Raw genomic sequence first — 25,576 nt, 5'->3', positions numbered from 1 at the left:
ATCGCTCGCCCGGCCCTGTGGCGGCCGACCGCAAGCGCCTCAGTCCTCGATCTCGCCGCTGCGGATCGCAAGTCGGATGGCCTGCGCTGTCGTGGCGACGCCGAGCCGAAGCCGCGCACGCCGCACATGGTTCTCGACCGTGCGTTCGGACAGGCCGAGCGATGCCGCGATGTCGGCCTGGCGCCGTCCGGCGGAGATCCAGCGCAGCACCTCGCGCTCGCGCGGCGACAGGCTCGACGCACCGTTCGGCTCGTGCGCTTCCATCAGCCCGCGGGCGGCGCGGAAGGCCGCCGCGCCGATCATCGTCAGCGCCGCACGCGTTCGCGGCGACGCATCGATCCGCGTTCCGGCGAAGCTCATCGCGCCTTCGAGGCCGGTGCGCCCGAACACCGGAACCTGCAGCCCATGGAAACCGGGCCCGCGCGGCGTGCGCACCACGCGGTACTTCTCGCCGCGCGCCGACATCACCTTGGTCCAGAAAAACGCCTGGTCCACATCGAGGAAATTGCGCGTCACCGGACAATGCCGGACATAGGTTTCGGCATCGACGGTCACGCCTTTGCCGAACCAGTCGCCTTCGACCCAGTAGATCCGGTCAACCAGGTCCTCACGTGCCGGCGACGCCGAGAACATCACGAACCGGTCGTAGCCGAGCGGCACGCTCGCGGACCGCACCGCCGCCTGGATCGCGGGCAAGCTCTCGCTGCCCTCGATCGCAACCACGGCTTCGACGTAGCGGTCCATGCGGTGCCATCGTGTCGTGCGGAAGGCCGGTCGCGCGCGGCCGAGCGCGTTGAGGATTTTCCCTCAAGCGAGGTCGGCCTGCAAGGCGCGCGACATTGGCCCCCACCAGCGACGGGGCGCGGTTCGCCGCGCCCGCAGGTTGAGCCGCCGCCCGCTCAGCGCCCGCCGAGCGTATCGAGCAGAGCCTTTGCGGCTGCCTTGCCGACATTATTGGCGGCGAAGGGGCTGTCACCGGTGATCAGCTTGCGATCCTGATGGGTCTTGCCGGTGATGTCCTTGTTCAGGATCTCAACCCCGAGCGCCTGCAACTGTTCGCCGAACGCCCAGGTCAGCGCGCCCGGCATGTAGCCGATATCGGGCGTGGTCCGATCGATGGCGTCGGGAAATGCGCAGATCTTGTAGCCCTTGAAGGGATAGTCGCCCTTGGCTTCGCCGACCGCGGACGCCAGCAGCGCCGCCGGGCCATGGCAAAGCGAGATGATGTGCTTGTCGTTATCGAGCGCCCATTTCAGGGCGACCTTCACGTCGGTGCTTTCGGGCAAGCCGATCAGCGCCCCATGGCCGCCGGGAATGAACACCGCGATGTAATCGGAATCCTTGCCGAGCTTGTTTTCGATCACGTCGGAGAGCTTGAGCGGCTGCTTCAGCCTGGCGAGATATTTCTGGTAGATGCTCTCGACCGCGTCGTCCTCCTTCGGAAACGCCCAGAGCTCGAATTTGACCGGATTGCCCGACACGGTCGCGATATCGAATTCGAAGCCCGCCTTGTCGAGGTGATACATCGGCAACAAGGTCTCGACGGGATGGTTGCCGGTCGAGAACATCGTGCCGTTCTGCAACAGCAGATAGCGCTCGTCCGCGGCGATCATCAGAATTTTCCAGCGGCCGCCCCTGTAGGCGTTGGGATAGTCTGCGTCGGAGAGATCCGACTTGGCCGAGGTGAATTGCCCAAGCGAGTAAGGCGACGGAAAGTAAGCATTGTTCTCCGCCGGATCGGGTACGGGACGCTTGTCCTGGGATTGCTCGGACATCGAGATATCCTCTCTCATCGTGTTGCGATCCGGCAAAGGTAAGCACGAGATCCGCGATGAGGAATGAGGGATTTCCCTCAACCCACTTTGCCGAGCATCCCTACCCCCTGCTTCTGCAACACCGTGATGTGCAGGCGGCGGCGGATCTCCATGCCCTGGCGGCGATAGAGCGCGATCGCCGAGACGTTGCTGGTGAAGACGTGCAGGAATGGAATTTCGCCGCGCGCCACGATCTGGCGGGCGACCGCCGACAGCAGCGCCTGCGCGTAGCCACGGCCGCGATGCTCCGGATGCACGCAGACGGCTGTCATCTCGGTGTAGTTCCCCGGCTTCATCCGTTCGCCGGTCATCGCGACCAGTTCACCATTGATGCGGATGCCGAGAAAGCTGCCGAGCTCATGCGTCCGCACGCTGAACGGGCCGGGCTTTGTCAGCTCCGTCAACGCCATCATCGCAGGAACATCGGTAGCGCCGAGCGTGACGATCTCGACGCCGGGCGCAGAATGGTCCGCGGGCACGCCGATCATCTGCTCGCCGGTCTCGGCCAGCAGCACCTTGAACTCCGGCGGCACCGGGACAGGATCGGGCGTGAACAGCACCGCGATGTCAGGTCCCGACAGCAGTGCACCGAGCGCGGCAAAGCTCCTTGGCGACATGTCGACCATGTCGGCGAAGGGTGCGATCGCGAGCGGGAAGCGCCGCGCATCGGTGCCGCCTTCCGCCAGCTCGCGTTGTCTCGTGGTCAGCGCGCTCCAGATTGGGCGATCGAGCGGATGATTGGGCGGGACTTCGGACATGCGGCGCTTCGCTCCTGATTTTCCTCGAACAGAGCAAGAAGCGCCGGCAAAATCCAGCATGGCATGGTGCGGTTGCGGCTCACAATCCCGACAGCCGTCGATCAAGTGATGCCGTCCACCGGGTCAGGCCACCTTCAGGCAGAGCTCGGTGCCACCTTTGAGCGGCAGCGTGATCGACACGAAGCCGTTGTCGGGATCGCGCACGAACTCCAGGAAATCCGCCTCGGCATTGTCGTTCATGACGTAGCCGCCGACGCGCAGTTGCGGCGCCACGATCTCGATCACCTGGCGCGCCAGCGTCGGCCCCTTGTCGCCCGGCCAGCCGTCGATCAGGATGAAGTCGACGGGACTACCAAGATCGCGCAACGTCTTGCGCGCATCGCCCTCGCGGATGTCGGCGTAATCGGCAAGGCCGGCGTCTGCGAGATTGCGCTTCGCCGCTGCGACCTTGGCCGGCACGATCTCCGACCCGATCACGGTGCCGCCGCCATTGTCGCGCATCGCGGCGGCGAAATAGAGCGTCGACATTCCGACCGAGGTCGCGAACTCGGCGACGCGCTGGGCGCGCAGGCCGCGGCACAACAGATAGATCAGCTCGCCCTGCTCCGGGTGGATCGAGAATCCCTGCTCGGCATAGTCGTGCGGGTCGCGGCTGCCGCTCTGCATCGGATTGCCGCGCACGGGCGCCCGGCGGGTGGCCTGCAGGCGCTCGATGACGGCCGTGACGCGGGCATCGCGGATCGCGCTGTGCGGTTCGGCGTTGTACATGAAGGGGCTCCTTTGCGACTGCGTCATTGCTGCAGGATCTCAGCGGCCGCGCGGTCGAGGATCTTTGCGATCCGCCGCGCCTCCGCGGCATCGCAGCCGCGCTTCTGGCGCAGCGCGCTCTTCAGCGCGTGACGGGCGCGGTGCACCTCGTCGGAGGCTTCGCCATCGAGATCGCTCACACCGGCGAAGGCTTCGCGCACCTCCTCCATGCGGCGGCCGATCCGCGACAGCGCCTCGAGAATGGTATCCGCGGTCGCGCGGTTCTCGCCGAGATACGCCCTGCCCTGCTCGGTGATGCTGTAGAGCTTGCGCGCCGCGTCCTGGGTGACGCTGGCATGGCCGATCTCCTCGAGGAATGTCAGCGCCGGATAGATCACGCCCGGGCTCGGGCTGTAGAAGCCGTCCGACCGCTCTTCGATCCTCTTGATCAGCTCGTAGCCGTGCGCCGGCTGCTCGCCGAGCAGCGCCAGGATGACCAGTTGCAGATCCTGCGACGAAAGCCGCCGCGATCCCGGAAAGTCACCGCCGCCACCTCGCCCGAAGAAGCCATGGCCGCCGCGGCCAAAGCGGTGGCCGCCTCGGCCGTGCCGGCCCATGGCGAAGAACCCAAACCGGAAGCCGTCATCGTGCCGGTCGCGAAACATGGATCGTCTCATTCGTGCATTCCTTACTGAAAACATATCTTACGATATATCTACAGATGGAAGGACGACAACCCACATTTTCGTGAAATTTCCGAAATGGGCGGCGACCAGTGCTGGCCAAGGATGGCTGGCTCGGCCCGGGGCTTGCCGACCTTCATGCGGCTGGCCTATGGCTTTGAACGCCTTCCAGTCCTGCGACTCATGCGCCCCAAGACCTTCGAAGCCCATTGTCTGCGCCTGCCCGCCGCCACCAAGGTAGTGCAATGGGAAGGCACGTCGGTGTTCAAAGTCGGCGGCAAGATGTTCGCGCTGGCCGGCGGCTACATCGAAAGCACCGGCGGCTTCATGTTCAAGACCTCGAACATGGCCTATCAGCTACTGATCGAGCAGGGCCTGGCGCGGCCGGCACCGTATCTCGCGCGCGCCAAATGGGTGCAGTTGATGGCGAACAACTCCCTGCCCGACGCCGAGCTCAAGGCCTATCTCGATCAGGCGCATGCGCTCATCGTCGAAAAGTTGACGCGGAAGTCGCGCAAGGCGCTCGGGCTCGACTGATCGGCCAAGCTGCGACGCTATTCAGCCACCCAGCGGCTTGTCGGAATCGCCCGACAGCAATTTCGGAAACAGCTCCTTGAAGGCGAACTTGTCGTCGCCCTTGGCGCGGTCGAAGCGCAGCACGACGTCGAACCGGCTGCCCTCCCATCTGGTCGGCGGGGTGCCCTTGCTGAGCGGGATCAGCGGCAGGATGTCGGAGATGATCGCCCTGTGCTCCCAGCACAGCAGCACGACGCCCTTCAGCGCCAGCACCGCAGGCACCAGCCTCGGCTCATCGCCCTTGCCAAAGCTTTCATTCGGGGTCAGGCCGCGCCGTGCGGCAAGCGGCGAGATCGTCTCGGCCGGACGGCTCGACGGCGGCTGATTGGCCGTGGTGCCCGGTGTCGCGGCATAGATTGCATCGGGCTTGGCATAGTCACCGCCGGTGAGATCGGTGCCGAACAACGCGGTCCACGCGCCCGCACGCTCCCACCCACGGAGCACAAGCGACTCGGTGTCGGAGACGCCATCCGCGGTGAAACCGGGTCCCGGCCAGGAATCGCCCGGCTTCTCGGCATGACGGATGATGAAGAGCGTGAGCGCGTCCATGGGCGGCCTCTCGGGAGAAGATGTGTGGCAGGATCCGGCGTCGGCGACGTCGATCCTATCCCCGATACAGCCTCCGGTTGATGAACCGCATCACAGTTTGCGAAAACTCGCGCGGTACTGCGCCGGCGACACGCCGAGCCGCTCGGTGAACACGATCCGCATCCGGTCGGCCGAACCGAAGCCGCAGTCGAACGCAACCGCCTTCAGCGGCCGATCTGAGCCCTCGAGCAGCCGGCGCGCGGCGTCGACCCGCGCCCGCTCGACGAATTCATGCGGCGTGATCCCGGTCTCCTGCGCAAAGGCGCGGCCGAAATTGCGCACGCTCATGCCGACGGCTTCCGCCAGCGACTGCAGCGTGTGGCGCTCGCCGACATGCTGCATGACATGCGCCTGCGCGCGCGCAATCGGCGAATCCTCATCGACCGGCGCGGTGAGATAGGGACTGAATTGCGACTGCCCGCCCTGGCGCTGCGCCACCACGACCAGCCGCTTGGCCACCGCGACCGCAACCTGCGGCCCGTGCCGCTCGGCGACCAGCGCGAGCCCGAGATCGATCCCCGCGGTCACGCCGGCCGAGGTCATCAGATGTCCGTCGCGAATGTAGATGCGATCGAAGATTACCTCGGCCGCGGGAAAGCGCGCCGCCAGCCGCTGCGCGTTCTGCCAATGCGTCGTCACCTTGTGGCCGTCGAGCAGCCCGGCATGGCCGAGCGCGAAGGCGCCGGTGCAGATCGAACCATAGAGCTCGGCGCGTGCGGGCGCCCCACGCAGCCACTGTGTCAGTTCGGGATTCGGCGCGGCGTCGGGCAATGCCGGCCCGCCCGCCACGAGCAGGATATCGAACTTCTCCTGTGCCTCGGCGAAGCTGAGATCGGCCGATATCTTCATGCCGTTCGACGCGCGGAGCGGTTCGCAGCCGGCACCGACCAGCACGGTCTCATAGCCATCGCCGGCCGGCACAAAGCCGTTCGTCTCCGCGAACACGTCGACGGGACCCGCGACATCGAGCGCCTGAACCCCTTCGTGAATCGCGATCGCGACCCTCTGAACTGCCATACCTTCTCCCTGCCCGCTGGCGCGAAACGACGTCTGGTTGGCCCGATCCGGCGGCGCGCGATCGTTGCGGGATCGGGCCCAAACGGGCGACAAGCACGCCACGGATCGCGCCACCCGGCGATCCGCACACACCGCAGAGACGAGCGCCGGGCTCGCGTGTTCGCACGCCACGGCATCGTCTTGCCACATCGAGGAGCGTCTTGAAATGACCGAGATCATCGCCGGCATCCGCGTACCCGACAGCGCGATGGCCCGCGCCGCCACCCAGCTGGTGCGCGATACCGAGGACGATCTGCTCTACAATCACAGCCGCCGCGTGTACTTCTGGGGCGCGCTGACCGGCAACCGCCGCAAGCTGAAATTCGATCCCGAGCTGCTCTATATCGGCGCCATGTTTCACGACATGGGCTTGACCGCAGCGCACGCGAGCCCCGATCTGCGCTTCGAGGTCGACGGCGCCAACGCCGCGCGCGACTTCCTCAAGGGCTATGGCGTTCCGGAGCGCGACATCGAGGACGTCTGGACCTCGATCGCCCTGCACACCACGCCTGGCGTCCCCGAGCATATGCGTCCGACCATTGCGCTGGTCACCGCCGGCGTCGAGATGGACGTGCTCGGCATCGCCTACGACGATTTCTCGCACGAGCACCGCGACCATGTCTGCGCGCACCATCCGCGCGAGGCGAATTTCAAGGAGAACATCATCGATCATTTCGCCGCCGGCACCATCAGGAAGCCGCTGACGACCTTCGGCAACGTCAAGGCCGACGTGCTGGCGCTGAAGGACATGAACTATACCAGGACGAACTTCTGCTCGATCATCCTCGGCTCGAAATGGCCGACGTAGAGCGAGTCCGTTCGGCTTCCTTCGCGAGGCTGGAGGACGTGCGCTCAATCGGAGAAAAGCGCCTGCACGTCCTCTTCCGTGAGTGCGGCGCCAATGCGTCCTTCGGAATCGAATATGCTGTCGGCCAGCGCGCGTTTACGGGCTTTGAGTTCGTCCATTTTCTCCTCGATCGTACCGGTCGCCACCAGCCGATAGACAAAAACGGGCTTGTCCTGCCCGATGCGATGCGCACGATCGATGGCCTGCTCCTCGACCGCGGGATTCCACCAAGGATCGAAGATGATCACGGTGTCCGCGGCCGTCAGGTTGAGCCCGACACCACCGGCCTTCAGGCTGATCAGGAATAGGTCGGTGGCGCCGTTCTGAAATCCCTCGATCGCGCTCCTGCGGTCCTTCGTCTCACCGGTCAGCACGCTGTACCGGACACCGAGTGCGTCGCAACGCTTGCGGATCAGTGCCAGCATGGAGGTGAACTGCGAGAATACGATGATCTTGCGCCTCTCGCTCAGGAGTTCCTCGATCATCTCCATCAGACGATCGAGTTTTGCAGACGGGCGCTTGACGCCGTCGTCGAGGTTCAGCAGTGCCGGATCGCAGCAGGCCTGACGCATCCTGAGAAGCGCTTCGAGCACGACAATATGAACTCTTGGCCAGACCGCGCTCCCGGATCGCCTTGCGGACCTTCTCCGACATCGACAGGCGGATGGCATCGTAGAGTTCCCGCTGGCCGCCATCCAGGGCGATACTCTCCACGACTTCGCTTTTCGGCGGCAACTCGGCGGCGACCTCCTGCTTGGTACGGCGTAGCAGAAATGGCCTGATGCGGTGCGTCAGCACCCGTGCCCGTCCGGCGTCGGCACGCTTCTCGATCGGCGTCCGCCAGTTGCGCACGAACGCCGCCCGCTCGCCGAGATATCCCGGATTGGCGAAGCTCATGATGGACCAGAGTTCGCCGAGATGATTTTCCATCGGGGTACCGGTCAGGCAGAAGCGATGCCGCGCACGAACGCCCTGGAGCCGCCGCGTCGTCGCCGCGTTGGAGTTCTTGATGGTCTGAGCCTCGTCCAGCACTGCGATGTGCCACTCGCGCGCCAGCAGCACCTCGTGATCGCGCGCGATCAGCGGATAGGTGGTGAGAACAAGATCGTGATCGGAGACCGCTTCGAAACTCTGCCTGCGGTCTGGACCGTGCAGCACGAGAACCTTCAAGCTTGGCGCGAACTTGCGCGCCTCGTTGAACCAGTTCGTCATCAGGCTGGTGGGGGCCACGACGATCGCTGGATCCGTCAGATGACCGCGCGCCTTCTCCAGCGCCAGCAACGCCAGGATCTGAACCGTCTTGCCCAATCCCATGTCGTCGGCGAGCACGCCGCCCAGACCGCTCTCCCTGAGCAGTTCGAGCCAGGCAAGACCCTGCATCTGGTAAGGTCTCAAAACCGCCTTGAAATCGGGCGGCAAGACGGGAACCGGCAATCCGCGGGCGCTGAGCAATCCCGCCATGCGACGAAGATTTTCTGTTCCCCTGAAGACGAATTGATCCGCTTCGAGATCGAGCAGCGGCACGATCTGTGCGCGCGAGAGCCGGATCTTTCCTGACGTATCGACGAACATTTCGCCCAAGGTCAGGCTATGGAGCGCCAGTACGAGCGGAAGGAAGCGATCGGCTGCCATCGCCAGATAGCGGCCGTCAGCCAGCGGCAGGTAGACGCTATCGCCATCGTCCGCGAGTTGCTTGACTGTTCCGGGTGAAAATCCGGGCTGCGATAGCAGCGCCGCCAGGAGCGGGGCAAGGTCGCGGCGTTCGCCGTCGATCTCGATCCCGAGTGCAAGCTCGAACCAGTCGATGCCGCTGCTCTCGAACTCGGCATCGAACACCCCGGATGACGTCGCGAGCCGATACGGGAAGTCGTCGTCGATGAGGATTTCGAAACCGTCCGCCTGCAGAGCGGCTGCATCGACATTGAGGAAGTCGAGCCAATCGGTCGGCTGCACGAACGTCAGATCGTGCGCATGCACGGCGTCTAGCAGCGGGAAAGCCGATCTCGCTTCGACCAGGCCGAGGCTGGCCAGCCGTGCGGTCATTTGCTTCTCTTTGGGCTTGCGTCGTGTGACGACGTAGAGGCTTCCGTCCTGGAACAACTCCACCCGATGCGCGCGTTCCGACCATTTGATTTCGACCGGGCCGTAGCGGAAGCTGAGGCGCGCCACCGGTACGCGGTCGGGCATCCGATCGCCATAATAGTAGGCATGCGCCGCCTTGCGCCCCGACATCAGACGAAGCACGGGCTTTGGATCCGTGTTGATCCTGGTCGCGGCGGCCGCAGGCGCGGGCAGCCAGCCGGAATCCAGGCCCGGCAACTTCTGGCCAAGGCGCTGCGCGACTTGCGCAACATAGGCATGCGGGATGGCTGGAGCGAGCAGAAGCCTGCTGCTCAGACGTTCCGGAAGATTCAACCTGATCGGCCCGATCAACCCAGCGGCTTCGTCGACGTAGACCGGCGGCTCAGCGTTCAGCGCTGTTGCGCCCTCGACGATCAGCAGCGGACCGATCCCGTCCTTGCTGACCTGACGCCATTCGATGCGACCATCGCGCGCCTCGCTCCATCGCAGCGGCGCACCGCTGTGATCGCGCCAGAACGCCCGCCCCGTCGCGACGATCCATTTGAGGACCTCGGCCGAATAAGCGCGTCGGCCGAACATATAGCCGGACCGAAATTCGCTGGACAGCCTGACAAGGATATCGATGTCGGAACCGAGATAATATTTCGGAGCGCGATCGACCGAAAAATCGCTCAAAGATGGCTGTGACACCTTGCTGCCGAACTCGCCGGTCTTCAGGATTTTGACGGATACCAACGACACATCCATGCAGGGTACGCCGCCCCCCGACAACGCGGGCTGCAGGTAGTAGAGCAATCGCTGCGTAACATCGGGCGGGTAGTCCGTATCCCGCACGGACCGGCCGACCGTCTCGATCCATTCCGCGATGTGGTAGGGCAACACCGCCGCTTCAGGTCGCGCCTGCCCATTGCCCGCTAGGCCCCGCGGCTGTTGCGATACGGCACCGGCCGCCTGTGCAGGCGAACGCAACGCCTCAAAGAGCGTCGCGGCAACGTGCTTGCAATTCACGGCCATTGGACAGGTGCAATCGCCGTCGAGGTCGACCAGCCGATCGCCGTCGAACTCCAGCTCGATGTCGACCCGGTAGGGCTTGCGTTCGGTTCCACTCACCCGCGCCTGCACGTGGGTGAGGTCCTCGCTGACCTCCAGCCCGGAAACACGGCCCTGGGCACGGTAAGCAAAGGCCTTGTCCACAGCCGACCGGCTGAAAAAGCCGAGGATGTCCTTCTGTTTCAGTCGCTCGGACAGGTTCGGAACGTCAGACATCAAGGATTGCGGTTTCCATAAGGACGGCGGCCCTGGACCAAACCATCATTAGCAGACGGAATTTGTCGGCCAAACGGCAGCGACCATTGCCTGTCCTGCGTCCACACCTTTGTCGTGGGCCGTGATGCACAGCGGCTGACGAACTTCCGCAGTGAAGGCCTAACTGTTGCGCGCCGGACCGTGGTCAGGCCCGGGATCCCGACCGGCGGCCGCGTGGGAGAGCCGGCCCATGTAATGCGCCCAACCCTTGTCATGGCTCTCGCACTGCGCGGCGTTCGGAAGGCCGCTATGGGTCATGCGGAGCAGCGTGCCGTTGTCCTGCTCCATCAGGTCGATCTCAATCAGGCTCGATCCCGGCGGCACTTCCTCGCTGCCCTCCCAGCCGAAGCTGTAGGCGAGACGATGCACCGGCACGACCTCGCGGAACGCTCCGCGCGCGGCGCGGCTGCGATCACTGCCGAGCCCCTTGAGGAAGTAGAGGCCCCCGGGATGCGTCTCGGTCGCGGCTTCCAGCCCCATCCAGCTCACGATCTTTTGCGGATCGGTCAGAAAGGCGAACACAGTTGCAGCCGGGGCTGCGATCTGGATCTCGCGTTGAACGATGAAGGCTTCAGTCATCGATCCATGCTCCATTGACAGTCGGTGCTCAGGGATAATTCGTGACAAGGGTGGTGCGTCAACCCCATGATGGCGTGATGCAATTGTCCTCGACGTTGAGCTGGCTGGTCGACGCCGCCGCCGAGACCGCGGGCGCGAACCGGTTGTTGGCGGACCTCGGTAGCCACCTTATCACGGATGGCCTGCCCCTTGCCGGCGGCGCTCTGACGCTCGGGGTTCCGCACCCCCTGATTGCAAGACGAACATGGCTGTGGCGTGCCGACAATGGCGAGGTCATCGAAGCGCTCGGATTCGCGCCGGAACAGCCGTTTGCGATGCCCGATATGGTGGGATCCGGCGACGCCGGCCGGCGCTGGCTCGGAACTCTCGCGCCCGGCCCGATCCACGAGGGCACGATTGGAACGCGGCCGGATGGTCCGACCCTCGGCTGGATCGGGACACGCCCGTTCACACTTGCCGAGGCGGATCAATTGCGCGAGGCGGCGCGGTTCATGGCCGCGCCGCTCGCCGCGCTCGCGGCGCGCGCGACACTGACGGCGGCGCTGGAGGCCTATCTCGGCCGGCGCAGCGCGGCGCGCGTGCTGGCATCGCCATTGCGGCGCAATACCGGCGAAACCATCCGGGCCGCACTGCTGTTCGCCGACCTCCGCGGCTTCACCGCCCTGTCGGAAAGCCATCCGCCTGCCGAGGTGATCGCGGCCCTCGATGCCTGGTTCGACCGCATCGCGGGCGCCATCCACGCCTTCGGCGGCGAGGTGTTGAAATTCATCGGCGACGGCCTGCTTGCAATCTTTCCGGTCACGACCAGCGCGCGCAGCGCATCCGAGGCGGCATTGCGCGCGGTGTCGGCGGCGCGCGTCGGCATGGCGCATCTCGATGCAGAGCGACGCAAGCAGGGCTTGCCGCCGTTGCCATTCGGCGCGGCGCTGCATCTCGGCGAGGTGCACTGGGGCAATATCGGCGCCGCCGACCGCCTCGACTTCACCGCGATCGGCGCTGCGGTCAATCTGGTGAGCCGGCTCGAAGGGCTGTGCAAGCCGCTGGAGCAGACCGTGCTGGTTTCGGGCGCCCTCGCCGCCGAGACCGAGACGCCGCTGGTCGCGCTCGGCAGTCATGAATTGCGCGGCATTGCGCGGCCATGCGCGGTCTTCACTTTGCCGGAGGGCTGAGCCGGTCATCTGAACAGGCGCAGCCACGGCGCCAGATGAAATGCGCTCATCAGCGCGTACATCGGGATCATGCCCTGCAATGACAGCGGTCCCTGCATCGCGCCGCAGATCATGTCGGCCGGCGCCATCGCGGCAATCAGCGCCATCACGGCGAAGGTCGGCGCCGCCGCCAGCGACAGAAAGCGCGCCATGATGGGCCCGCGTCCGCTAAGCCGCCCCCTCACCCAATCTTCTCGTGTTTCGAAACCGGTCATCGTTCGATCTCTCTGGAGATGATCCATGTCGTCATGTGCTAGGTTAGGACCGGGCCTCGGAGGGTGAGAGTGACAAGTGTGTCGGGATTCGAATCGGACTCGCTGATAACGGCTGCGGCGCGCGCGCTCGCGGCGGGTGATCCCCTCGGCGCACTGAAACGGGTGGCCCTGCGCGACGATGCGCCGGCGCTGGCGCTGCGCGGCATCGCGATGGCCCGGCTCGGCGATTTCGCCCGCGCCAAGGAGCTGTTGCGGCGCGCAGGCCGCGCCTTCGGTCCGCGCGAAGCCGTCGCGCGGGCGCGCTGCGTGGTGGCGGAGGCCGAGATCGCGCTGGTGTCGCGCGACCTTTCCTTTCCCGGCAAGAGCCTCGCCGCGGCGCGCGCAACGCTTGCGGCACGCGGCGATGCACTCAATGCCGCCCATGCCGGCTATCTCGAAATCCGCCGCCTCCTGCTGATCGGGAGCCTTGATGCGGCCGAGCGCATGCTTGCTGGCCTCGACCCGGCGCCGTTCCCGCCGGCGCTGCGGGTCGGCCATGAACTGGTCGTCGCCGGAATCGCGATGCGGCGATTGCGGACCAAGCCGGCACGCGAAGCGCTGGCCCGCGCGAGAGAAGCCGCGCGCCGCGCCGGCATCGCCGAGCTCGCGGCCGAGGTCGAAAGCACCGCGCACCTGCTGGCCACGCCCGCGGCGCGTCTGATTGCGCGCGGCAGCGAGCGGCCGCTGCTGCTCGAGGAGGTCGAAGCCCTGATGGCGTCGAAGGCGCTCGTCGTCGATGCCTGTCGCTATGTCGTGCGCGATATCGGCACGACGGTCTCGCTGACCCGCCGGCCGGTGCTGTTCGCGCTCGCGCGCGCGCTGGGCGAAGCCTGGCCGCGGGACGTGTCGCGCGGCACGCTGATCGCGCGGGCGTTTCGCGGCAAGCATGCCGATGAATCACACCGGGCGCGGCTGCGGGTCGAGATCGGACGGCTGCGCCGGGCGCTGCGGCCGCTGGCCGACCTCAGCGCGACTCCGGACGGCTTTGTGCTCCAGCCGCATGGCCGGCGCGAGGTGACCGTGCTGGCGCTGCCGGTCGAGGAGGAGCATGCCGCGGTGCTGGCCTTTCTCGCCGACGGCGAGGCCTGGTCGAGCTCGGCGCTGTCGGTCGCGCTGGGGGCGAGCCAGCGCACCGTGCAGCGTGCGCTCGACGCGCTGGCCGCCACCGGCAAGGTGCAGTCGGTTCGGCCGTGCCCGCGCCCGGCGCTGGATGACGCCGCCGGTGCCGGGATTCACGACGACGTTGTTACTCCCTGCCCCGCTGCCGAACGGCTAGCATCAGGGCGCAATCGGAAGCGTTTTCGAGCGAAGCGGATACCGGTTCGCGTGAAGAAAACGCGTCAAAACAGGATTCCGGAGCCTCGATTTCTGAATTCAATCAGAACTGAAGCTTTAGGCGACAGGAGCGCACATGAAAAAGGCCACGGCCGAGATCATCCGGGAATACGGCCCCTTCGACGGCGTCGAGAACGTCGGCGGCGTCAGCTTCGACGGCGAGCAGGTCTGGTTCGCGGCGGGCGATCGCCTGGTCGCCTTCGATCCCGACAGCGGCAACACCACCCGTACCCTCGACATCGCGGCCCATGCCGGCACCGCCTTCGACGGCAAGCACCTCTACCAGATCGCCGAGGACCGCATTCTGAAGATCGAGCCGAACAGCGGGCGCGTGATATCCACCATCCCTTCACCCGGCGGCGGCCGCGACTCGGGCCTCGCCTGGGCGGAGGGCTCGCTGTGGGTCGGCCAGTATCGCGACCGCACCATCGTTCAGATCGATCCGGAAACCGGCAAGGTTCTGCGCACCATCGAAAGCAACCGGTTCGTCACCGGCGTCTCCTGGGTCGATGGCGAACTCTGGCACGGCACCTGGGAAGGCGATGAAAGCGACGTGCGGCGCATCGACCCGCAGACCGGCGAAGTCATGGAAAAGCTGGAGATGCCGCAGGGCGTGTTCGTCTCTGGCCTCGAGTCCGACGGCGCCGACCGCTTCTTCTGCGGAAGCGGCTCCGCCAACAACAAGGTGCGTGCCATCCGGCGACCGAAGCGCAGCCGCACGTGAAGCGATTTGCGATCACTTTTCGGCTAGGGAAAGAATAGAGCGGATCACCTGGCGCTTGTCGTCCGACAAACCCGCGAGCAGCGCCTCGTCGAGATGCTGTTCTCGGATGAGCCGTGCGAAGACAAGCGGGAGCTGCGAGTATCGATAGTCGAACATCTCATCGAGCCCCCTCCTTTGCTGGTGCAGATACTCGCCAACTTCCCACATCTCCGACGGCGTCGCTGCCGCAACGGCCCTGCTCTTGAATTCGACCATCACCTTGGCGAGTGCGCACTCCACCGCCGAATCATAGGCCTTGCGCGCAATCTTCTTTTCGGCCGGGGACCATTGGAGATCACGGTACATAGTGGGCTCTCATGCGCCTGACGTCGTGCCAACAGTCATGGCATTCAGCCGTGGACGCCCGACCGATGCAATGACACCACCAACGTTGCCCCTTTGGACGCCGCTCGGCAAGACCAATGCGTCTGTCCGAGCGGCGCGCGCGTGACGGAGTTCAAACCTCATGCCGGCGCAGGCACCGCCGTGGGCCGCGCCGCCGGCATCGGGCGGAAGGTCATCATGATCAGGAACGCGCCGATACCCACCGCCCAGGAGCCGACATAGAGCCACGTGTAGCTCGCAAAGGTGTCGTAGATCAGGCCGCCGGCGAGCGGTCCGGTCGCCATGCCGAGGCTGCCGGCCATCGCGGTGCCGCCGATCACCGTACCCATCATCCGCAGCGGGAAGTTCTCGCGGATCAGCACGGAATACAGCGGCATGGTGCCGGCATAGATGAAGCCGAAGATCGCGGCCACCGCGTAGAATGCGGCAAGTTCGCGCACGAAGACGTAGCCGAGCGCGCCGAACGCCTGCGCCAGCAAGCCGAGCACAAGCACGCGCTTGGCGCCAAAACGGTCGCCGAGCAGGCCGAAGGCGATGCGGCCGCCCATCCCGGCGAGCCCTTCCACGCTGTAGATCGTCACCGCAGCAACCATCGGAATGCCACAGGTGACCGCGTAACTCACGGTATGGATGATCGGGCCCGAATGGGTGGCGCAGCAGAAAAAATTGGTCGCGATCAGGATGATGAATTGCGGCGAGCGCAGCGCCTGCGCCAGCGACATCGGCGGTTCGCCGTTTTCGGAGACCGCTTCAGCGTGGCCGCCCTGCAGCGCCGGCGGGCGGCGCACCAGGAACGAGACCGGGATCATGATCGCGCCGACCACGCCCGAGACGATCAGCATCGCGGTGCGCCAGTCGTGGTGGGAGATCAGCCAGGCCGCAAGCGGCGACATCGTCATCGGCGCCATGCCCATGCCGGCCGACACCAGCGAGACGGCGAGGCTTCGATGGGTGTCGAACCAGCCGGTGACGCAGGCCATCATCGGGGCGAAGATCGCTGCCGTTGCCGCGCCGACCAGCGCGCCGAACACGAATTGAAAGGCCAGCAGTGACGGCGCCTGGCTGGCCAGCGCGAGGCTTGCCGCCAGCACGACCGATCCGGTCAGCACCACCGGGAGCGGCCCGAAGCGGTCGGACAACGTGCCCAGATCATGCTGGTGAAGGCCATCGCGAGGAAGCCGATCGTCATCGCGCTGGAAATGCCGGTCACCGACCAGCCGGTCTCGCGCGCCATAGGCTGGAGGAACACCGGCAGCGAAAACATGCCGCCGATCGCGACGCAGCCGAGCAGGCCGCCGGCCGCGACGATCACCCAGCGGTAGGTTGAATTGCTCATTCCGGAACTCCTATGCAGCTCGTTCTGGCTGCAAGACGAACGGACCGGAGTGGAACCGACAGCCGGCGCGCCCGCCAGCTCACTTTTTTGCGAGCGTGGCGTCTGGCGCGGCTACCGAGATATTCCTTCTGGTCAGCGGCCAGCCAGACTGCACCCCGGCTTCGGTGCGATCTCGCCGAGTGCTCGCACCTGCACGAGTTCCGAACCCTGCGTCCTGGCAATGAACATGTTCATCGCCGCGTGATGATCCTGACCGAGCGCGACAGGGCCGGTCGGCGACGGAATGGCGAGGCCCGCCATCGCGTCGATGATCGCCTCCTTGTCGAGCTTGCCGGCCTTCTCGGCCGCCGCCTTCAGCGCGATCAGCGTGTTGTAATGCGTCATCACATAGTTCGACACCGCGACACCCGGCTCCGCGGCGGCGTGGGCCTTCGCGACGAACGCCTTGACGGCCGGATCCTCGCTCGCCGCGACCGCCGGCACCACGGTCACCATGTTCTGCCCCTTGCCGCGGAAGATGCCGAGGTCGACCTCGGACAGTCCGAGGAATGCCACGGTGATGTCCTTTAGCAATCCGGCCTCGTCGGCCTGCCGGATGAAATCCATCCCGTCGCCCTTCAGCGCGAACAACAGCACCTTGGCCTTGCTCGCCGCGACCTCCTTGATCAGCGGTGAAAAGTCGGTCTCCGTCCCCAGCGTGTATTTGGTCGCGACCACCTTGCCGCCGAGCTTCTCGATCAAGGGCTGCGCGATGTCGAACATCTGGTGCGGCCAGACCCGGTCGGCGCCGAGCAGGAAGTAGGTGTTGCCGAAAGTCCGGGTCATGTAGGGCAGCAGCTGGCCGAGCTCCTGGTTCGGCACCGCGCCGAACGAAAACAGATAGCGGCTGCACTTGCCGCCCTCGTAGTTGGTGGCGTAAAGCAGCGGCGTCTTCGAGCTCTCGGCAATCGGCACCAGCGCATTCAGGTTTTGCGACGTGATCGGACCGACCACCGCCAGCACGCCCTTCTCGACCAGCGAGCGCATCGCGTCAGCGGCCGAACCCGGCCGTGTCTTGTCGTCGACATAGATAACCTCGACCGGTCGGCCGAGGATGCCGCCCGCCGCGTTGATATCCCTGGCGGCGAGTTCGAGCCCAAGTTTCGCCTGCTGGCCATAAAGCTCGACGCCGCCGGAAAACGGCAGCACCGCACCGACGCGGATCGGTTCGCCGGATTCCGCTGCGCGCGAAGGCTGCAGCACCGCGGCGCAGACTAGCAGCGCGAGCGTCGTGCAGGTGATCGAGCGTGATGCCATGTGCGTCGTCCCTTCAAGCTTGATACAACCATGCTTGATCGAGGTTATCGGCGCGGCACTGAAGAATTCGTCAAGCGCGCCCCCATTTGCGTCACATTCGAGGCTATGCTCACTCCGCGCGTCGAGACATTTCCGCGCGCCTTCTTCCCCAAGATTTCTGGCCTATCCGGCAACCTGCGTTCGCGGAGTGCTCGATCATGCGGTGCGACGATTGATGAAAGGACACCCTTTGCAAAACCGCTTCGTCCTGATCTCCGGCTGCTCCGGCGGCGGAAAATCGACTCTGCTGGCTGAACTAGCCGCGCGTGGCTACCAGGTGGTCGAGGAGCCCGGCCGCCGTATCATCGCCGATGAGCTCGCGTCCGGCGGCAACGCCCTGCCCTGGGTCGATACGGCGACCTTCCTGCGGCGCGCCATTGACGTCGCGCTGCAAGATATGGAGATGGCCAAGATCCATTCCGGATGGGTGTTCTTCGACCGCGGCCTCGTCGACGCGGCATCGGCGCTGGAGGCATTGACAGGCGAGCCGATGCTGCCGCCGATCTGCGCCGCACTGCGCTACCACCGGCGTGTGTTCATGACACCGCCATGGCCCGAGATCTACGTCACCGATGCGGAGCGGCGGCACACCTTCGAGATAGCGGCAGCGGAGCATCGGCGGCTGATGGAGACGCTTCCGACGCTCGGCTACGACGTCATCAGCCTGCCGAAGATATCGCCCGCAGAGCGGGCCGACTTCGTGCTCACGACGCTCGGCGGCTGCGTCCTACCCAAGGCCTGATCAGGCCGTCACTCCGCGGCCTCGCGATGCGGAACGCCCTGCTCGACATCGAGCTGCAAGATGTCGTTGAAGCGATTGAAGGCACCGCACAGCGCGATCCGCCAGGTCAGCTCGACGATCTGCTCTTCCGAGAAGTGTTCGCGCAGGCGTGCGAAGACCTCGTCGCGGGTCTTGTTCCAGTTGTTGGTGACGGCGATCGCATACTCGACCACGAGCTTGTCGAGCGCATCGAGCTCGGGATGATCCTGATAGTCGAGCAGCCGTTCGGCGCCCGCTTCCGAAACTCCCTGGATCGCGAGCTTCGGCGCATGGTGCGACACGCAATAATCGCACTTGTTGAGCAGCGACACCGTTACCAGCGCGAGCTCGAGATGCCGCTTCGAGACCACCGCCTCGTCGGCGAGATCGACCAGCAGCGACCACATGTGCTTGAAGATCGGCGGGCGCTGCGCCATGACGCCGGCCTGGTTCTCGAACGCGCCATAGGTGGTCATCTTGTCCCACAGCGGCTTGAGCTCGCTCGGCAGGTCGTTCCTGGTCTTGATTGACACGCGTGACATGGATTGCCTCGGATCGGAAATTGAACCAATGCAGCCTTCCCCGCTTCGCCTGATACCGCAAGCCGCAGGGCGGCATGGCAGGCGTCACGCTGGCCGCAATCCGCGGCGCGGTCCGGCAAGCGGAGCGACTGTCGGTTCAGAACGACGTCCCGCCTCCGAACCGGAACTCCTGCACGATGTCGTATTTACCCTTCGTGATCGGCACGGCGTAATCGAACCGCAGCGGGCCGAACGGCGAGGCCCAGATCAGGCCGACACCGACCGAGGTTCGCACCACGTTCCCATCGTCGTATTGAAGGCCGCATTTGCAAGCAGCCGTATTCACCTCGCCGGTTGCGGCCCACGACGTCGGGCCTTGATAACCCCAGAGCGAGCCGGCGTCCGCATAGACGGCCCCCTTCAGCCCAACCTCGGAGGGCAGGAACCAGAACGGCATCTGCAGCTCCATCGACGCGCCCCAATATTTGGTGCCGCCGAGCGCGTCTCCGACTGCGCCAAGGCTCGCATAGGTGATGTCACGCGGGCCGATGCCGTTGGCTGCAAAGCCGCGCACGAGGTTCGGCCCCATCTGGAAATGGTCCAGCATGCGCAGATCATTGTCGCCGATCTTGGTGAGCAGGCCGCCCTGCAGGTGGATCAGTCCGACCAGGTCGGACACCAGCGGCGTATAGTATTTTGCGTCGACCGCGCTCTTCAGATACGTCACGTCGCCGCCGACGCCGGCAAAATCCTGCTTGAAGTCGATCAGCAGGCCGTCCGTCGGGTTCTTGTTGTTGTCGAGGGTGTTGTAGCTCAGCGTGTAGCCGATCTGCGAGGTCCAGGTCGCCCCTGCTGCCAACTCCTTGCGCACCGGCAAGGTGGATTCTCCGTCGCCATAGCAGCCATACCCATAGAGCCCTGACGAGACCGAGTTCGTGGGATCGACGCCGCCAAGCACACTCTGGATGTAGGCAGGCGTCGGGTTGAACGCGAGCGACGGGTTGGACGGATTGTTATTGCAGTTCGCGTAGGCGCTATCGAGCGAGATTTCCTGCTGATAGAGCGAGTATCGCAACTGGAGGGTCAGGTCTTCGCGCAAGGCCAGGCCGAGCCGCGGCGAGAACCCGATCGTCTTCACGCCATAGGTCGTGTAATCCGTCGGCAATTGCTCCTTGTAATACGCATCGAGCCCGAGCGCGACGCGATAGTCGAGCAAATACGGTTCGACAAAGGACAGCGACAGGCCGCGTGAGTACTGGCCGTAGCTGACCGTCGCCTTGGCGAACAGGCCGCGGCCGAGCAGATTTCGCTCCGAGATGCTGACCTCGGCAAGCGCGCCGTCCGTCGTGGAATAACCGCCCGACACGGAGAAATCGCCGGTCGATTTTTCCTCCAGATCGACAACCAACACCACGCGATCGCTCGTCGAGCCGGGCTCGGTGGTGATCTTGACGGTCTTGAAGTAATCCAGATTCTTCAGCCGCCGCTCGGCGCGATCGACCAGCGCACGATTATATGCATCGCCCTCGGAGAGATCGAACTCGCGCCGGATCACGTAGTCTCGGGTGCGGCCGTTGCCGCGAATGTCGATCCGCTCGATATAGGTGCGCGGCCTCTCCTCCACGCGAAACACGATCCCCACCGTGTGGGCCTCGAAATTCCGGGCGCCGTCCGGACGGACCACTGCGAAGGCGTAACCGCGGCGCGACGCTTCGATCTGCATGTCCTCGACCGACTTCTCGACCGCCTCGACATTGTAGAGCGAGCCTTCGGCGACGCGCGACAATGAACGCAGCGTCGTCGGATCGAAGCCCGCAATGTTCGAGCGGAAACCGACCGTCGCAACGCGGTACTGCTGCCCCTCATCGATCTTGAACGTCACCTGAAAGCCCTTGCGCTCCGGATCATATTCGGCGAGTGCAGCCACGACCTGGACGTCCGCGTAGCCGTGCTTCAGGTAGAAGCGGCGGATCAGGTCACGATCGGCCTCGACCCGATCCGGGTCATAGATGTCGGCGTTGCCGAGAAAGCTCAGGAAGTTCGTCTCATGGGTCTTGATCACGTCCTTCAGGCGCGCCGCCGAAAAACTGTTGTTGCCGATGAACTCGATGGTCTTGATGCCGGTCTTCGCTCCCTCATCGACGGTGAAAACGAGATCGACGCGGTTGCTCGAGCGTTCGATGATCTCCGGCGTGACGTGCACGTCGTAGCGGCCTGAGCGCCGGTAAATCTCCGCGATCCGCAGTGCATCCGACTGCACCATCGGCCGCGACAGGGTACCCCGCGGCTTGGACTGCATTTCGGCCGAGAGCTGCTCGTCCTTGATCTTTTTGTTGCCCTCGAACGCGACGCGGTCGATCACTGGATTCTCGATCACGGAAACGACGATCCTGCCGCCCGCCTGATTGATCTTGACGTCCTGGAACAACCCGGTCCCGACCAGCTCCTTGAGGGCGTCGTCGATGGCAGCTTGATCGAGATGGCCGCCGGGCCCCGGCCTGAAATAGGAGCGGATGGTCTCCGCCTCTACCCTCCGGTTGCCTTCGACCGTGATCGCATCAAGCGATTGGGCCGCCACCGGAGCCGACAATGGCCATATCACCGGCGTTCCCGGGATCGAAAAGCCCGACAGCACGATCGCCGCGACAAAGCCCCGCCACGTCTTCATTCCACACCTCGCGAACAACAAGCCCGTTGTGACGGGATGGTGATGGCTGCGGTGTGGCTGCAGGGTTGCGGAATTATTTCCAGTGGTTTGGGACTGTGAGCGCGATGCGACGCAGCCAGCATCGCGAATTGTTTCGGGCTGCGAGCGACGCTTACAGTTCAGAAACACTATGCTTACGAAAAGGCGCAATGCCGCCCACAAGCGACGCGTATGCTGGTCAATTGGTGGCTGAGCGCGCTGGAACGCGCGCCAATGACGTTATGATGAGGACCCAGTCGCGGATCATGCTTGCAAACACTCCAAAGATCCTGATCGTCGAAGACGATCTGCAGACCAGAGACCTGATTGCCCGCTACCTGCGCGACCAATCCTGCCTGGTGGCCACGGCCTCGAATGGCAGGGAAATGGATCGTTACCTTGCCGGGCATTCGCTCGATCTCGTCGTTCTCGATCTGATGCTGCCCGGAGAGGATGGACTGACCCTGTGTCGCCGCCTGCGCGGCGACTCGACGATCCCGATCATCATGCTCACGGCGAAAGGCGAGGACCTCGACCGGATCCTCGGGCTCGAGATGGGCGCGGATGATTATCTCGCCAAGCCGTTCAATCCGCGCGAGCTGCTGGCGCGGATCAACGCGGTGCTGCGCCGCCAGGCCCAGGCAGGCCTTGCCGGGCGCTCGGGCCAGAGCGCCGCCCGCCTGCGCTTCCAGGACTGGACCATCGATCTTCGCCTGCGCGAATTGCGCGATCCCGACGGCGCCCAGGTCCCGCTGACCAGCGCGGAGTTCGACCTGCTGCAGGTGTTCTGCGAGCGGCCGGGCCGGATCCTGACGCGGGATGGCCTCTTGACCATGACGCGCAGCCGGCCGGCCAGTCCGTTCGGGCGCAGCATCGACGTCTTGGTCAGCCGGCTTCGCCGCAAGCTCGATACGAGCGAAGGATCGTCGGTGATCCGGACGGTGCGCACCGGCGGCTACATCTTCACGCCGCATGTGGAGGACGCATGAGCTGGACCCGCAGGATTGCCGCGCTTTTCAGCTTCCACCGGATCAGTGGCCAGATCGCCGCGCTGATCCTGCTGTCGCTGGTGCTCATCCATGCGCTGATCGGGCTTTATTTCGTCAGCCAGAAGCCGAGATCGTTCGCGGACAGGCCGATCCATCAGTTCCAGCTGGTTGCCAAGCTTCTGGCCGAGGCCCCTGCGGCCGATCGCGCAACGCTGTTGCGCGCGGCCGATCGAGCCTTTCCTCGCCTGCACCTCACATTGCGCGACGCAGGTCCGGGCTCGTCTGACGGTGCTTCGTCAGAGCCGCCCGGCGTCGACGATATCGACGAGTTTTCCTCGAAGACCGCGCCGGCGGCGGCTCGGTTGCCGGACGGAGTCCTGTTCGAAGCGACGATCGGCCCGACGAAAATGCCGCCGTTCTTCGGCGGATTCTGGGTCAGCACGTTCCTGTTCCTGTTCGTCAGCGTCACGCTGCTCGGCGTGTGGGCCGGCCGCGCGCTCAGCGCGCCGCTGTCCGCGTTCGCCCGCGCCGCCGAGAATTTCAGCATCAGCCAGGCGGACGCGCCGCTGCCGGAGACCGGCCCGGAGGAAATCCGCGCCGCAGCGGTCGCGCTCGATCGTATGCGCGAACGCATCACCACCTTGATGAATGACCGCACGCGCATGCTCGCCGCCATCAGTCACGACCTGCGCACACCGATCACCCGGCTGCGGCTCAGGTCCGAATATATCGAAAACGATGCCCAGCGCGCGGAGACCCTGCGCGACCTCGACCAGATGCAGGCCATGCTGGAATCCGTGCTGTCATTCCTGAGCGGCGGCAGCGCGGCGAAGCCGACGCTTGTGAACGTCGCTGCGCTGCTGCAGACGATCTGCGAGCAATTCTCCGATTGCGGTCATGTCGTGCGCTACGAGGGCCCGACCAGGGCTTCGCTCCTGATCCGCCCGAGCGAGATCAGCCGCACCGTGACCAACCTGGTGGAGAACGCCCTGAGGTTCCGCAGCGAAGTCGATATCCGGCTGACCGCGTCAACCGATAGGGTCACTATCGATGTCTCGGACGACGGTCCGGGGATTCCAGAGCACCGCCGGGCCGAAATGCTGAAGCCGTTCGTCCGCGGCGACGAGGCGCGCACCATGGACGAGAAGAGTGGGTTCGGACTTGGCCTTTCGATCGCGCAGGCCATGGTGTGCGGACATGGCGGCGAGCTGTCGCTGCACGACAACACGCAGCACGGCCTTCTTGTCCGCATCAAATTGCCGGGGCCCGTGCACCTCGGATCGGATCGAAGCGGGACGAGCGCGTCGCGACCCGTACTTCCTGAGCTCGTGTCCGGTTAAAGCAAGATTCAGAATCGCTTGCCCCTGCCACCCGGCCGCTTTTGATCAGACCCAGCCTGCTTCAGTCCGTCCGGCGCGGCGCGGATACAGCGCGTTACAATTCGGCGCGCAGGATCAGCCCTTCTTCGGATCGGCGCGCGTGTTGCGCAGCAGATTGTCGCGCAGCCTCGCGACGGTCTTCTGCACGACGGGAAATTCGTCTCCGAGCCCGGTGGCTTCGACTAGGGACACATTGATGTCCTTGTCGAGCAGGCGCCGGCCCGCCGCCGTCAGGCTCACGCGAACCTGCCGCTCATCGGCGGGATCTCTGACGCGGCTGATATAGCCGCTCTGCTCCAGCTTCTTGAGGATCGGCGTCAGCGTGTTGGATTCCAGAAACAGCTTCTCGCCGAGCGCGCTGACGGTCTGCTGATCCTCTTCCGACAGCGCCACCATGGCGATGTATTGGGTGTAGGTCAGGCCGACCGCATCCAGGATCGACTTGTAGGCGCGGCCGAAGGCCAGATTAGCCGAATAGACCGCAAAGCACAGAAAATTCGAGAGTTTTCGGCCCTTGGTCTCGGCCTTGGAGGTGCGGGTCACGGGCGTCTCCGGAGTTTGTGATGTCGCGATCCATATAAATCGTATCCGATTAAATCGGAAGTGCTTGACACGATCAAGCCTGAAGCCTATTTCGACGCGTACACGATTAGATCGGACACGATCTATATTCATCCCAAAGGAGCTCGCCATGACCGCCAATGCAAAGGTTCTCGTCACTGGAAAGACCCACGTCACCGCCGGCCCGAACGGCGCCGCCCGCTCGCGCGACGGCTTCCTCGACGTCAAGCTGCCGCAGCCGCACCCCGCCGCGGAAAACCTGTTCGCGGCCGCCTGGTCGGCCTGCTACATCGGCGCGATCCAGCTCGCCGCCGGTCAGCGCAAGGTCAAGCTCGCGAGCGAGCCCGAGGTCGACGCCGAGATCGATCTGAACCAGGCCGGCAGCGCCTTCTTCCTGAGCGCCCGCCTCAACGTCCACGTCCCCGGCGTCGAGCGCGAGGTCGCGCAGGAGCTGATCGAAGCCGCGCACGGCATCTGCCCCTACTCCAAGGCGGTCCACGGCAACATCGATGTCACGACCACCCTCGTCTGAAACGAGCACATGACGATCTCCGACGCGGGCCGGCCGCTTGCCGGCTCGCGGTCGGGCAAGTCCAGAAGACTGGAGTTCAAGATGACCAGCAAGCTGATGAAGGCAACGCGCCTGCTCGCAAGGACGGCCTTGTTCACCGCCAGCCTCCTGACCATACCGAGCGCACAGGCGCAGCAACCGACCGGTTTCACGCGAACCGACCTGCAGCGCCACGACCTCAGCGTCGGCGGGCATGAAGCCGTGCAGGTGCGGGTCGACATCGCGCCGGGCAAGGCCTTCGGCCGCCACACGCATCCGGGCGAAGAAATCATCTACGTGCTCGCCGGCACCCTCGAATACGACGTCGACGGCAGGCCGCCGGCGAGGCTGAAGGCCGGCGACGTGCTGTTCATTCCCGCCGGCACGGTCCATGCGGCGAGGAATGTCAGCGACGTCACCGCCAGCGAGCTTGCGACTTACATCGTCGAGAAGGACAAGCCGCTGCTGACCCTCGTGAAGTGACCGGTACCGCCTGCCCGCCCCGGCGCCTGGGCAGGC

General features: G+C 65.0%; 25 protein-coding genes and 2 pseudogenes. 10 read left to right on the top strand and 17 right to left on the bottom strand.

The features are described from left to right. Window positions 1-39: 39 nt before the first annotated feature. The 5 genes from ACSKB9_RS00480 to ACSKB9_RS00460 all read right to left on the bottom strand — a co-directional run bounded on the left by ACSKB9_RS00480 (window position 40) and on the right by ACSKB9_RS00460 (window position 3,996). On the bottom strand, window positions 40-744 hold the full coding sequence (locus tag ACSKB9_RS00480; protein WP_438071079.1) for a PA1136 family autoinducer-binding transcriptional regulator: 705 nt from the start codon (window positions 742-744) through the stop codon (window positions 40-42). Window positions 745-899: 155 nt separating this feature from the next. Beyond that, a complete protein-coding gene (gene hchA, locus ACSKB9_RS00475; RefSeq protein ID WP_438071077.1) occupies window positions 900-1,775 on the bottom strand; it encodes a glyoxalase III HchA in 876 nt (291 codons plus the stop codon). Between the two features lie 77 nt (window positions 1,776-1,852). Next, entirely contained in the window at window positions 1,853-2,572 is a 720-nt protein-coding gene (locus ACSKB9_RS00470; RefSeq protein ID WP_438071075.1) for a GNAT family N-acetyltransferase, read from the bottom strand. Window positions 2,573-2,695: 123 nt separating this feature from the next. Beyond that, on the bottom strand, window positions 2,696-3,340 hold the full coding sequence (locus ACSKB9_RS00465) for an O-methyltransferase (RefSeq protein WP_438071073.1): 645 nt from the start codon (window positions 3,338-3,340) through the stop codon (window positions 2,696-2,698). A 23-nt stretch (window positions 3,341-3,363) separates the two neighbouring features. After that, the gene (locus ACSKB9_RS00460) at window positions 3,364-3,996 is read right to left on the bottom strand and encodes a PadR family transcriptional regulator (protein WP_438071071.1); all 633 of its coding nucleotides are present in this window, start codon (window positions 3,994-3,996) and stop codon (window positions 3,364-3,366) included. Between the two features lie 189 nt (window positions 3,997-4,185). Between ACSKB9_RS00460 and ACSKB9_RS00455 the strand changes: the two genes are divergently transcribed. Then, complete coding sequence (locus ACSKB9_RS00455; protein ID WP_438080007.1) at window positions 4,186-4,539, top strand: MmcQ/YjbR family DNA-binding protein; 354 nt, start codon at window positions 4,186-4,188, stop codon at window positions 4,537-4,539. A 21-nt stretch (window positions 4,540-4,560) separates the two neighbouring features. Here ACSKB9_RS00455 and ACSKB9_RS00450 read toward each other — a convergent pair whose 3' ends face one another. Both ACSKB9_RS00450 and ACSKB9_RS00445 read right to left on the bottom strand, forming a co-directional pair. After that, window positions 4,561-5,127 carry a histidine phosphatase family protein gene (locus tag ACSKB9_RS00450; RefSeq protein WP_438071069.1) on the bottom strand — a complete coding sequence of 189 codons (567 nt, stop codon included), beginning with the start codon at window positions 5,125-5,127 and terminating at the stop codon, window positions 4,561-4,563. A gap of 90 nt (window positions 5,128-5,217) precedes the next feature. Beyond that, window positions 5,218-6,183: a GlxA family transcriptional regulator gene (locus ACSKB9_RS00445; protein WP_438071068.1), complete on the bottom strand. Its 966-nt coding sequence runs from the start codon at window positions 6,181-6,183 to the stop codon at window positions 5,218-5,220. Window positions 6,184-6,388: 205 nt separating this feature from the next. On the opposite strand from ACSKB9_RS00445, the gene ACSKB9_RS00440 reads away from it, so the two are divergent. Beyond that, window positions 6,389-7,030 carry an HD domain-containing protein gene (locus ACSKB9_RS00440; protein ID WP_438071066.1) on the top strand — a complete coding sequence of 214 codons (642 nt, stop codon included), beginning with the start codon at window positions 6,389-6,391 and terminating at the stop codon, window positions 7,028-7,030. 44 nt (window positions 7,031-7,074) lie between these two features. Here the strand turns inward: ACSKB9_RS00440 and ACSKB9_RS00435 are convergent, their stop codons facing one another. The 3 genes from ACSKB9_RS00435 to ACSKB9_RS00425 form a co-directional block, all read right to left on the bottom strand. Further along, window positions 7,075-7,518 carry a DEAD/DEAH box helicase gene (locus tag ACSKB9_RS00435; protein WP_438080005.1) on the bottom strand — a complete coding sequence of 148 codons (444 nt, stop codon included), beginning with the start codon at window positions 7,516-7,518 and terminating at the stop codon, window positions 7,075-7,077. Further along, entirely contained in the window at window positions 7,430-10,417 is a 2,988-nt protein-coding gene (locus ACSKB9_RS00430; protein WP_438071064.1) for an SNF2-related protein, read from the bottom strand. The genes ACSKB9_RS00435 and ACSKB9_RS00430 overlap by 89 nt, the downstream gene beginning before the upstream one ends. A gap of 159 nt (window positions 10,418-10,576) precedes the next feature. Next, window positions 10,577-11,035 (bottom strand): SRPBCC family protein, encoded by a 459-nt coding sequence (locus tag ACSKB9_RS00425; protein ID WP_438071063.1) that lies wholly within the window; start codon window positions 11,033-11,035, stop codon window positions 10,577-10,579. 77 nt (window positions 11,036-11,112) lie between these two features. Here ACSKB9_RS00425 and ACSKB9_RS00420 point away from each other — a divergent pair, with 77 nt between their 5' ends. After that, entirely contained in the window at window positions 11,113-12,204 is a 1,092-nt protein-coding gene (locus ACSKB9_RS00420; RefSeq protein ID WP_438080003.1) for an adenylate/guanylate cyclase domain-containing protein, read from the top strand. 5 nt (window positions 12,205-12,209) lie between these two features. Here the strand turns inward: ACSKB9_RS00420 and ACSKB9_RS00415 are convergent, their stop codons facing one another. Further along, window positions 12,210-12,395 carry a hypothetical protein gene (locus ACSKB9_RS00415; protein WP_438071061.1) on the bottom strand — a complete coding sequence of 62 codons (186 nt, stop codon included), beginning with the start codon at window positions 12,393-12,395 and terminating at the stop codon, window positions 12,210-12,212. Between the two features lie 141 nt (window positions 12,396-12,536). Here ACSKB9_RS00415 and ACSKB9_RS00410 point away from each other — a divergent pair. Next, window positions 12,537-13,773 (top strand): annotated as a pseudogene (locus ACSKB9_RS00410) (helix-turn-helix domain-containing protein). Between the two features lie 135 nt (window positions 13,774-13,908). Further along, a complete protein-coding gene (locus ACSKB9_RS00405) occupies window positions 13,909-14,556 on the top strand; it encodes a Vgb family protein (RefSeq protein ID WP_168855640.1) in 648 nt (215 codons plus the stop codon). A 12-nt stretch (window positions 14,557-14,568) separates the two neighbouring features. On the opposite strand, the gene ACSKB9_RS00400 is transcribed toward ACSKB9_RS00405, so the two are convergent. The 3 genes and pseudogenes from ACSKB9_RS00400 to ACSKB9_RS00390 form a co-directional block, all read right to left on the bottom strand. Beyond that, entirely contained in the window at window positions 14,569-14,901 is a 333-nt protein-coding gene (locus ACSKB9_RS00400; protein WP_438071059.1) for a hypothetical protein, read from the bottom strand. Between the two features lie 158 nt (window positions 14,902-15,059). Continuing rightward, a pseudogene (locus ACSKB9_RS00395) lies at window positions 15,060-16,276 on the bottom strand (MFS transporter). 132 nt (window positions 16,277-16,408) lie between these two features. After that, the gene (locus ACSKB9_RS00390) at window positions 16,409-17,572 is read right to left on the bottom strand and encodes an ABC transporter substrate-binding protein (protein WP_438071058.1); all 1,164 of its coding nucleotides are present in this window, start codon (window positions 17,570-17,572) and stop codon (window positions 16,409-16,411) included. Window positions 17,573-17,786: 214 nt separating this feature from the next. Between ACSKB9_RS00390 and ACSKB9_RS00385 the strand changes: the two genes are divergently transcribed. Further along, window positions 17,787-18,353, top strand: a complete 567-nt coding sequence (locus ACSKB9_RS00385; protein ID WP_438071057.1) for an AAA family ATPase — start codon at window positions 17,787-17,789, stop codon at window positions 18,351-18,353. 8 nt (window positions 18,354-18,361) lie between these two features. Here the strand turns inward: ACSKB9_RS00385 and ACSKB9_RS00380 are convergent, their stop codons facing one another. Both ACSKB9_RS00380 and bamA read right to left on the bottom strand, forming a co-directional pair. Continuing rightward, window positions 18,362-18,913, bottom strand: coding sequence for a carboxymuconolactone decarboxylase family protein (locus ACSKB9_RS00380; protein ID WP_438071055.1), 552 nt, complete (start codon window positions 18,911-18,913; stop codon window positions 18,362-18,364). 136 nt (window positions 18,914-19,049) lie between these two features. Then, on the bottom strand, window positions 19,050-21,560 hold the full coding sequence (bamA, locus tag ACSKB9_RS00375) for an outer membrane protein assembly factor BamA (RefSeq protein ID WP_438071053.1): 2,511 nt from the start codon (window positions 21,558-21,560) through the stop codon (window positions 19,050-19,052). A 284-nt stretch (window positions 21,561-21,844) separates the two neighbouring features. Between bamA and ACSKB9_RS00370 the strand changes: the two genes are divergently transcribed. Together ACSKB9_RS00370 and ACSKB9_RS00365 are read left to right on the top strand one after the other, a co-directional pair. Beyond that, entirely contained in the window at window positions 21,845-22,567 is a 723-nt protein-coding gene (locus ACSKB9_RS00370) for a response regulator (protein WP_026192667.1), read from the top strand. After that, a complete protein-coding gene (locus ACSKB9_RS00365; protein WP_438071051.1) occupies window positions 22,564-23,907 on the top strand; it encodes an ATP-binding protein in 1,344 nt (447 codons plus the stop codon). The genes ACSKB9_RS00370 and ACSKB9_RS00365 overlap by 4 nt, the downstream gene beginning before the upstream one ends. A 114-nt stretch (window positions 23,908-24,021) precedes the next feature. On the opposite strand, the gene ACSKB9_RS00360 is transcribed toward ACSKB9_RS00365, so the two are convergent. Further along, a complete protein-coding gene (locus tag ACSKB9_RS00360; RefSeq protein ID WP_438080001.1) occupies window positions 24,022-24,519 on the bottom strand; it encodes a MarR family winged helix-turn-helix transcriptional regulator in 498 nt (165 codons plus the stop codon). Window positions 24,520-24,637: 118 nt separating this feature from the next. On the opposite strand from ACSKB9_RS00360, the gene ACSKB9_RS00355 reads away from it, so the two are divergent. Then, window positions 24,638-25,039: an Ohr family peroxiredoxin gene (locus ACSKB9_RS00355; protein WP_057019809.1), complete on the top strand. Its 402-nt coding sequence runs from the start codon at window positions 24,638-24,640 to the stop codon at window positions 25,037-25,039. 96 nt (window positions 25,040-25,135) lie between these two features. Then, entirely contained in the window at window positions 25,136-25,540 is a 405-nt protein-coding gene (locus ACSKB9_RS00350) for a cupin domain-containing protein (protein ID WP_438079999.1), read from the top strand. Window positions 25,541-25,576: the final 36 nt, after the last annotated feature.

Source organism: Bradyrhizobium sp. BR 1433, from assembly GCF_051547665.1.
Taxonomy (GTDB): Bacteria; Pseudomonadota; Alphaproteobacteria; order Rhizobiales; family Xanthobacteraceae; genus Bradyrhizobium; species Bradyrhizobium australafricanum.
Note: the sequence above shows the minus strand (reverse complement) of the source record. Positions and strands in the feature narration are given on the sequence as shown.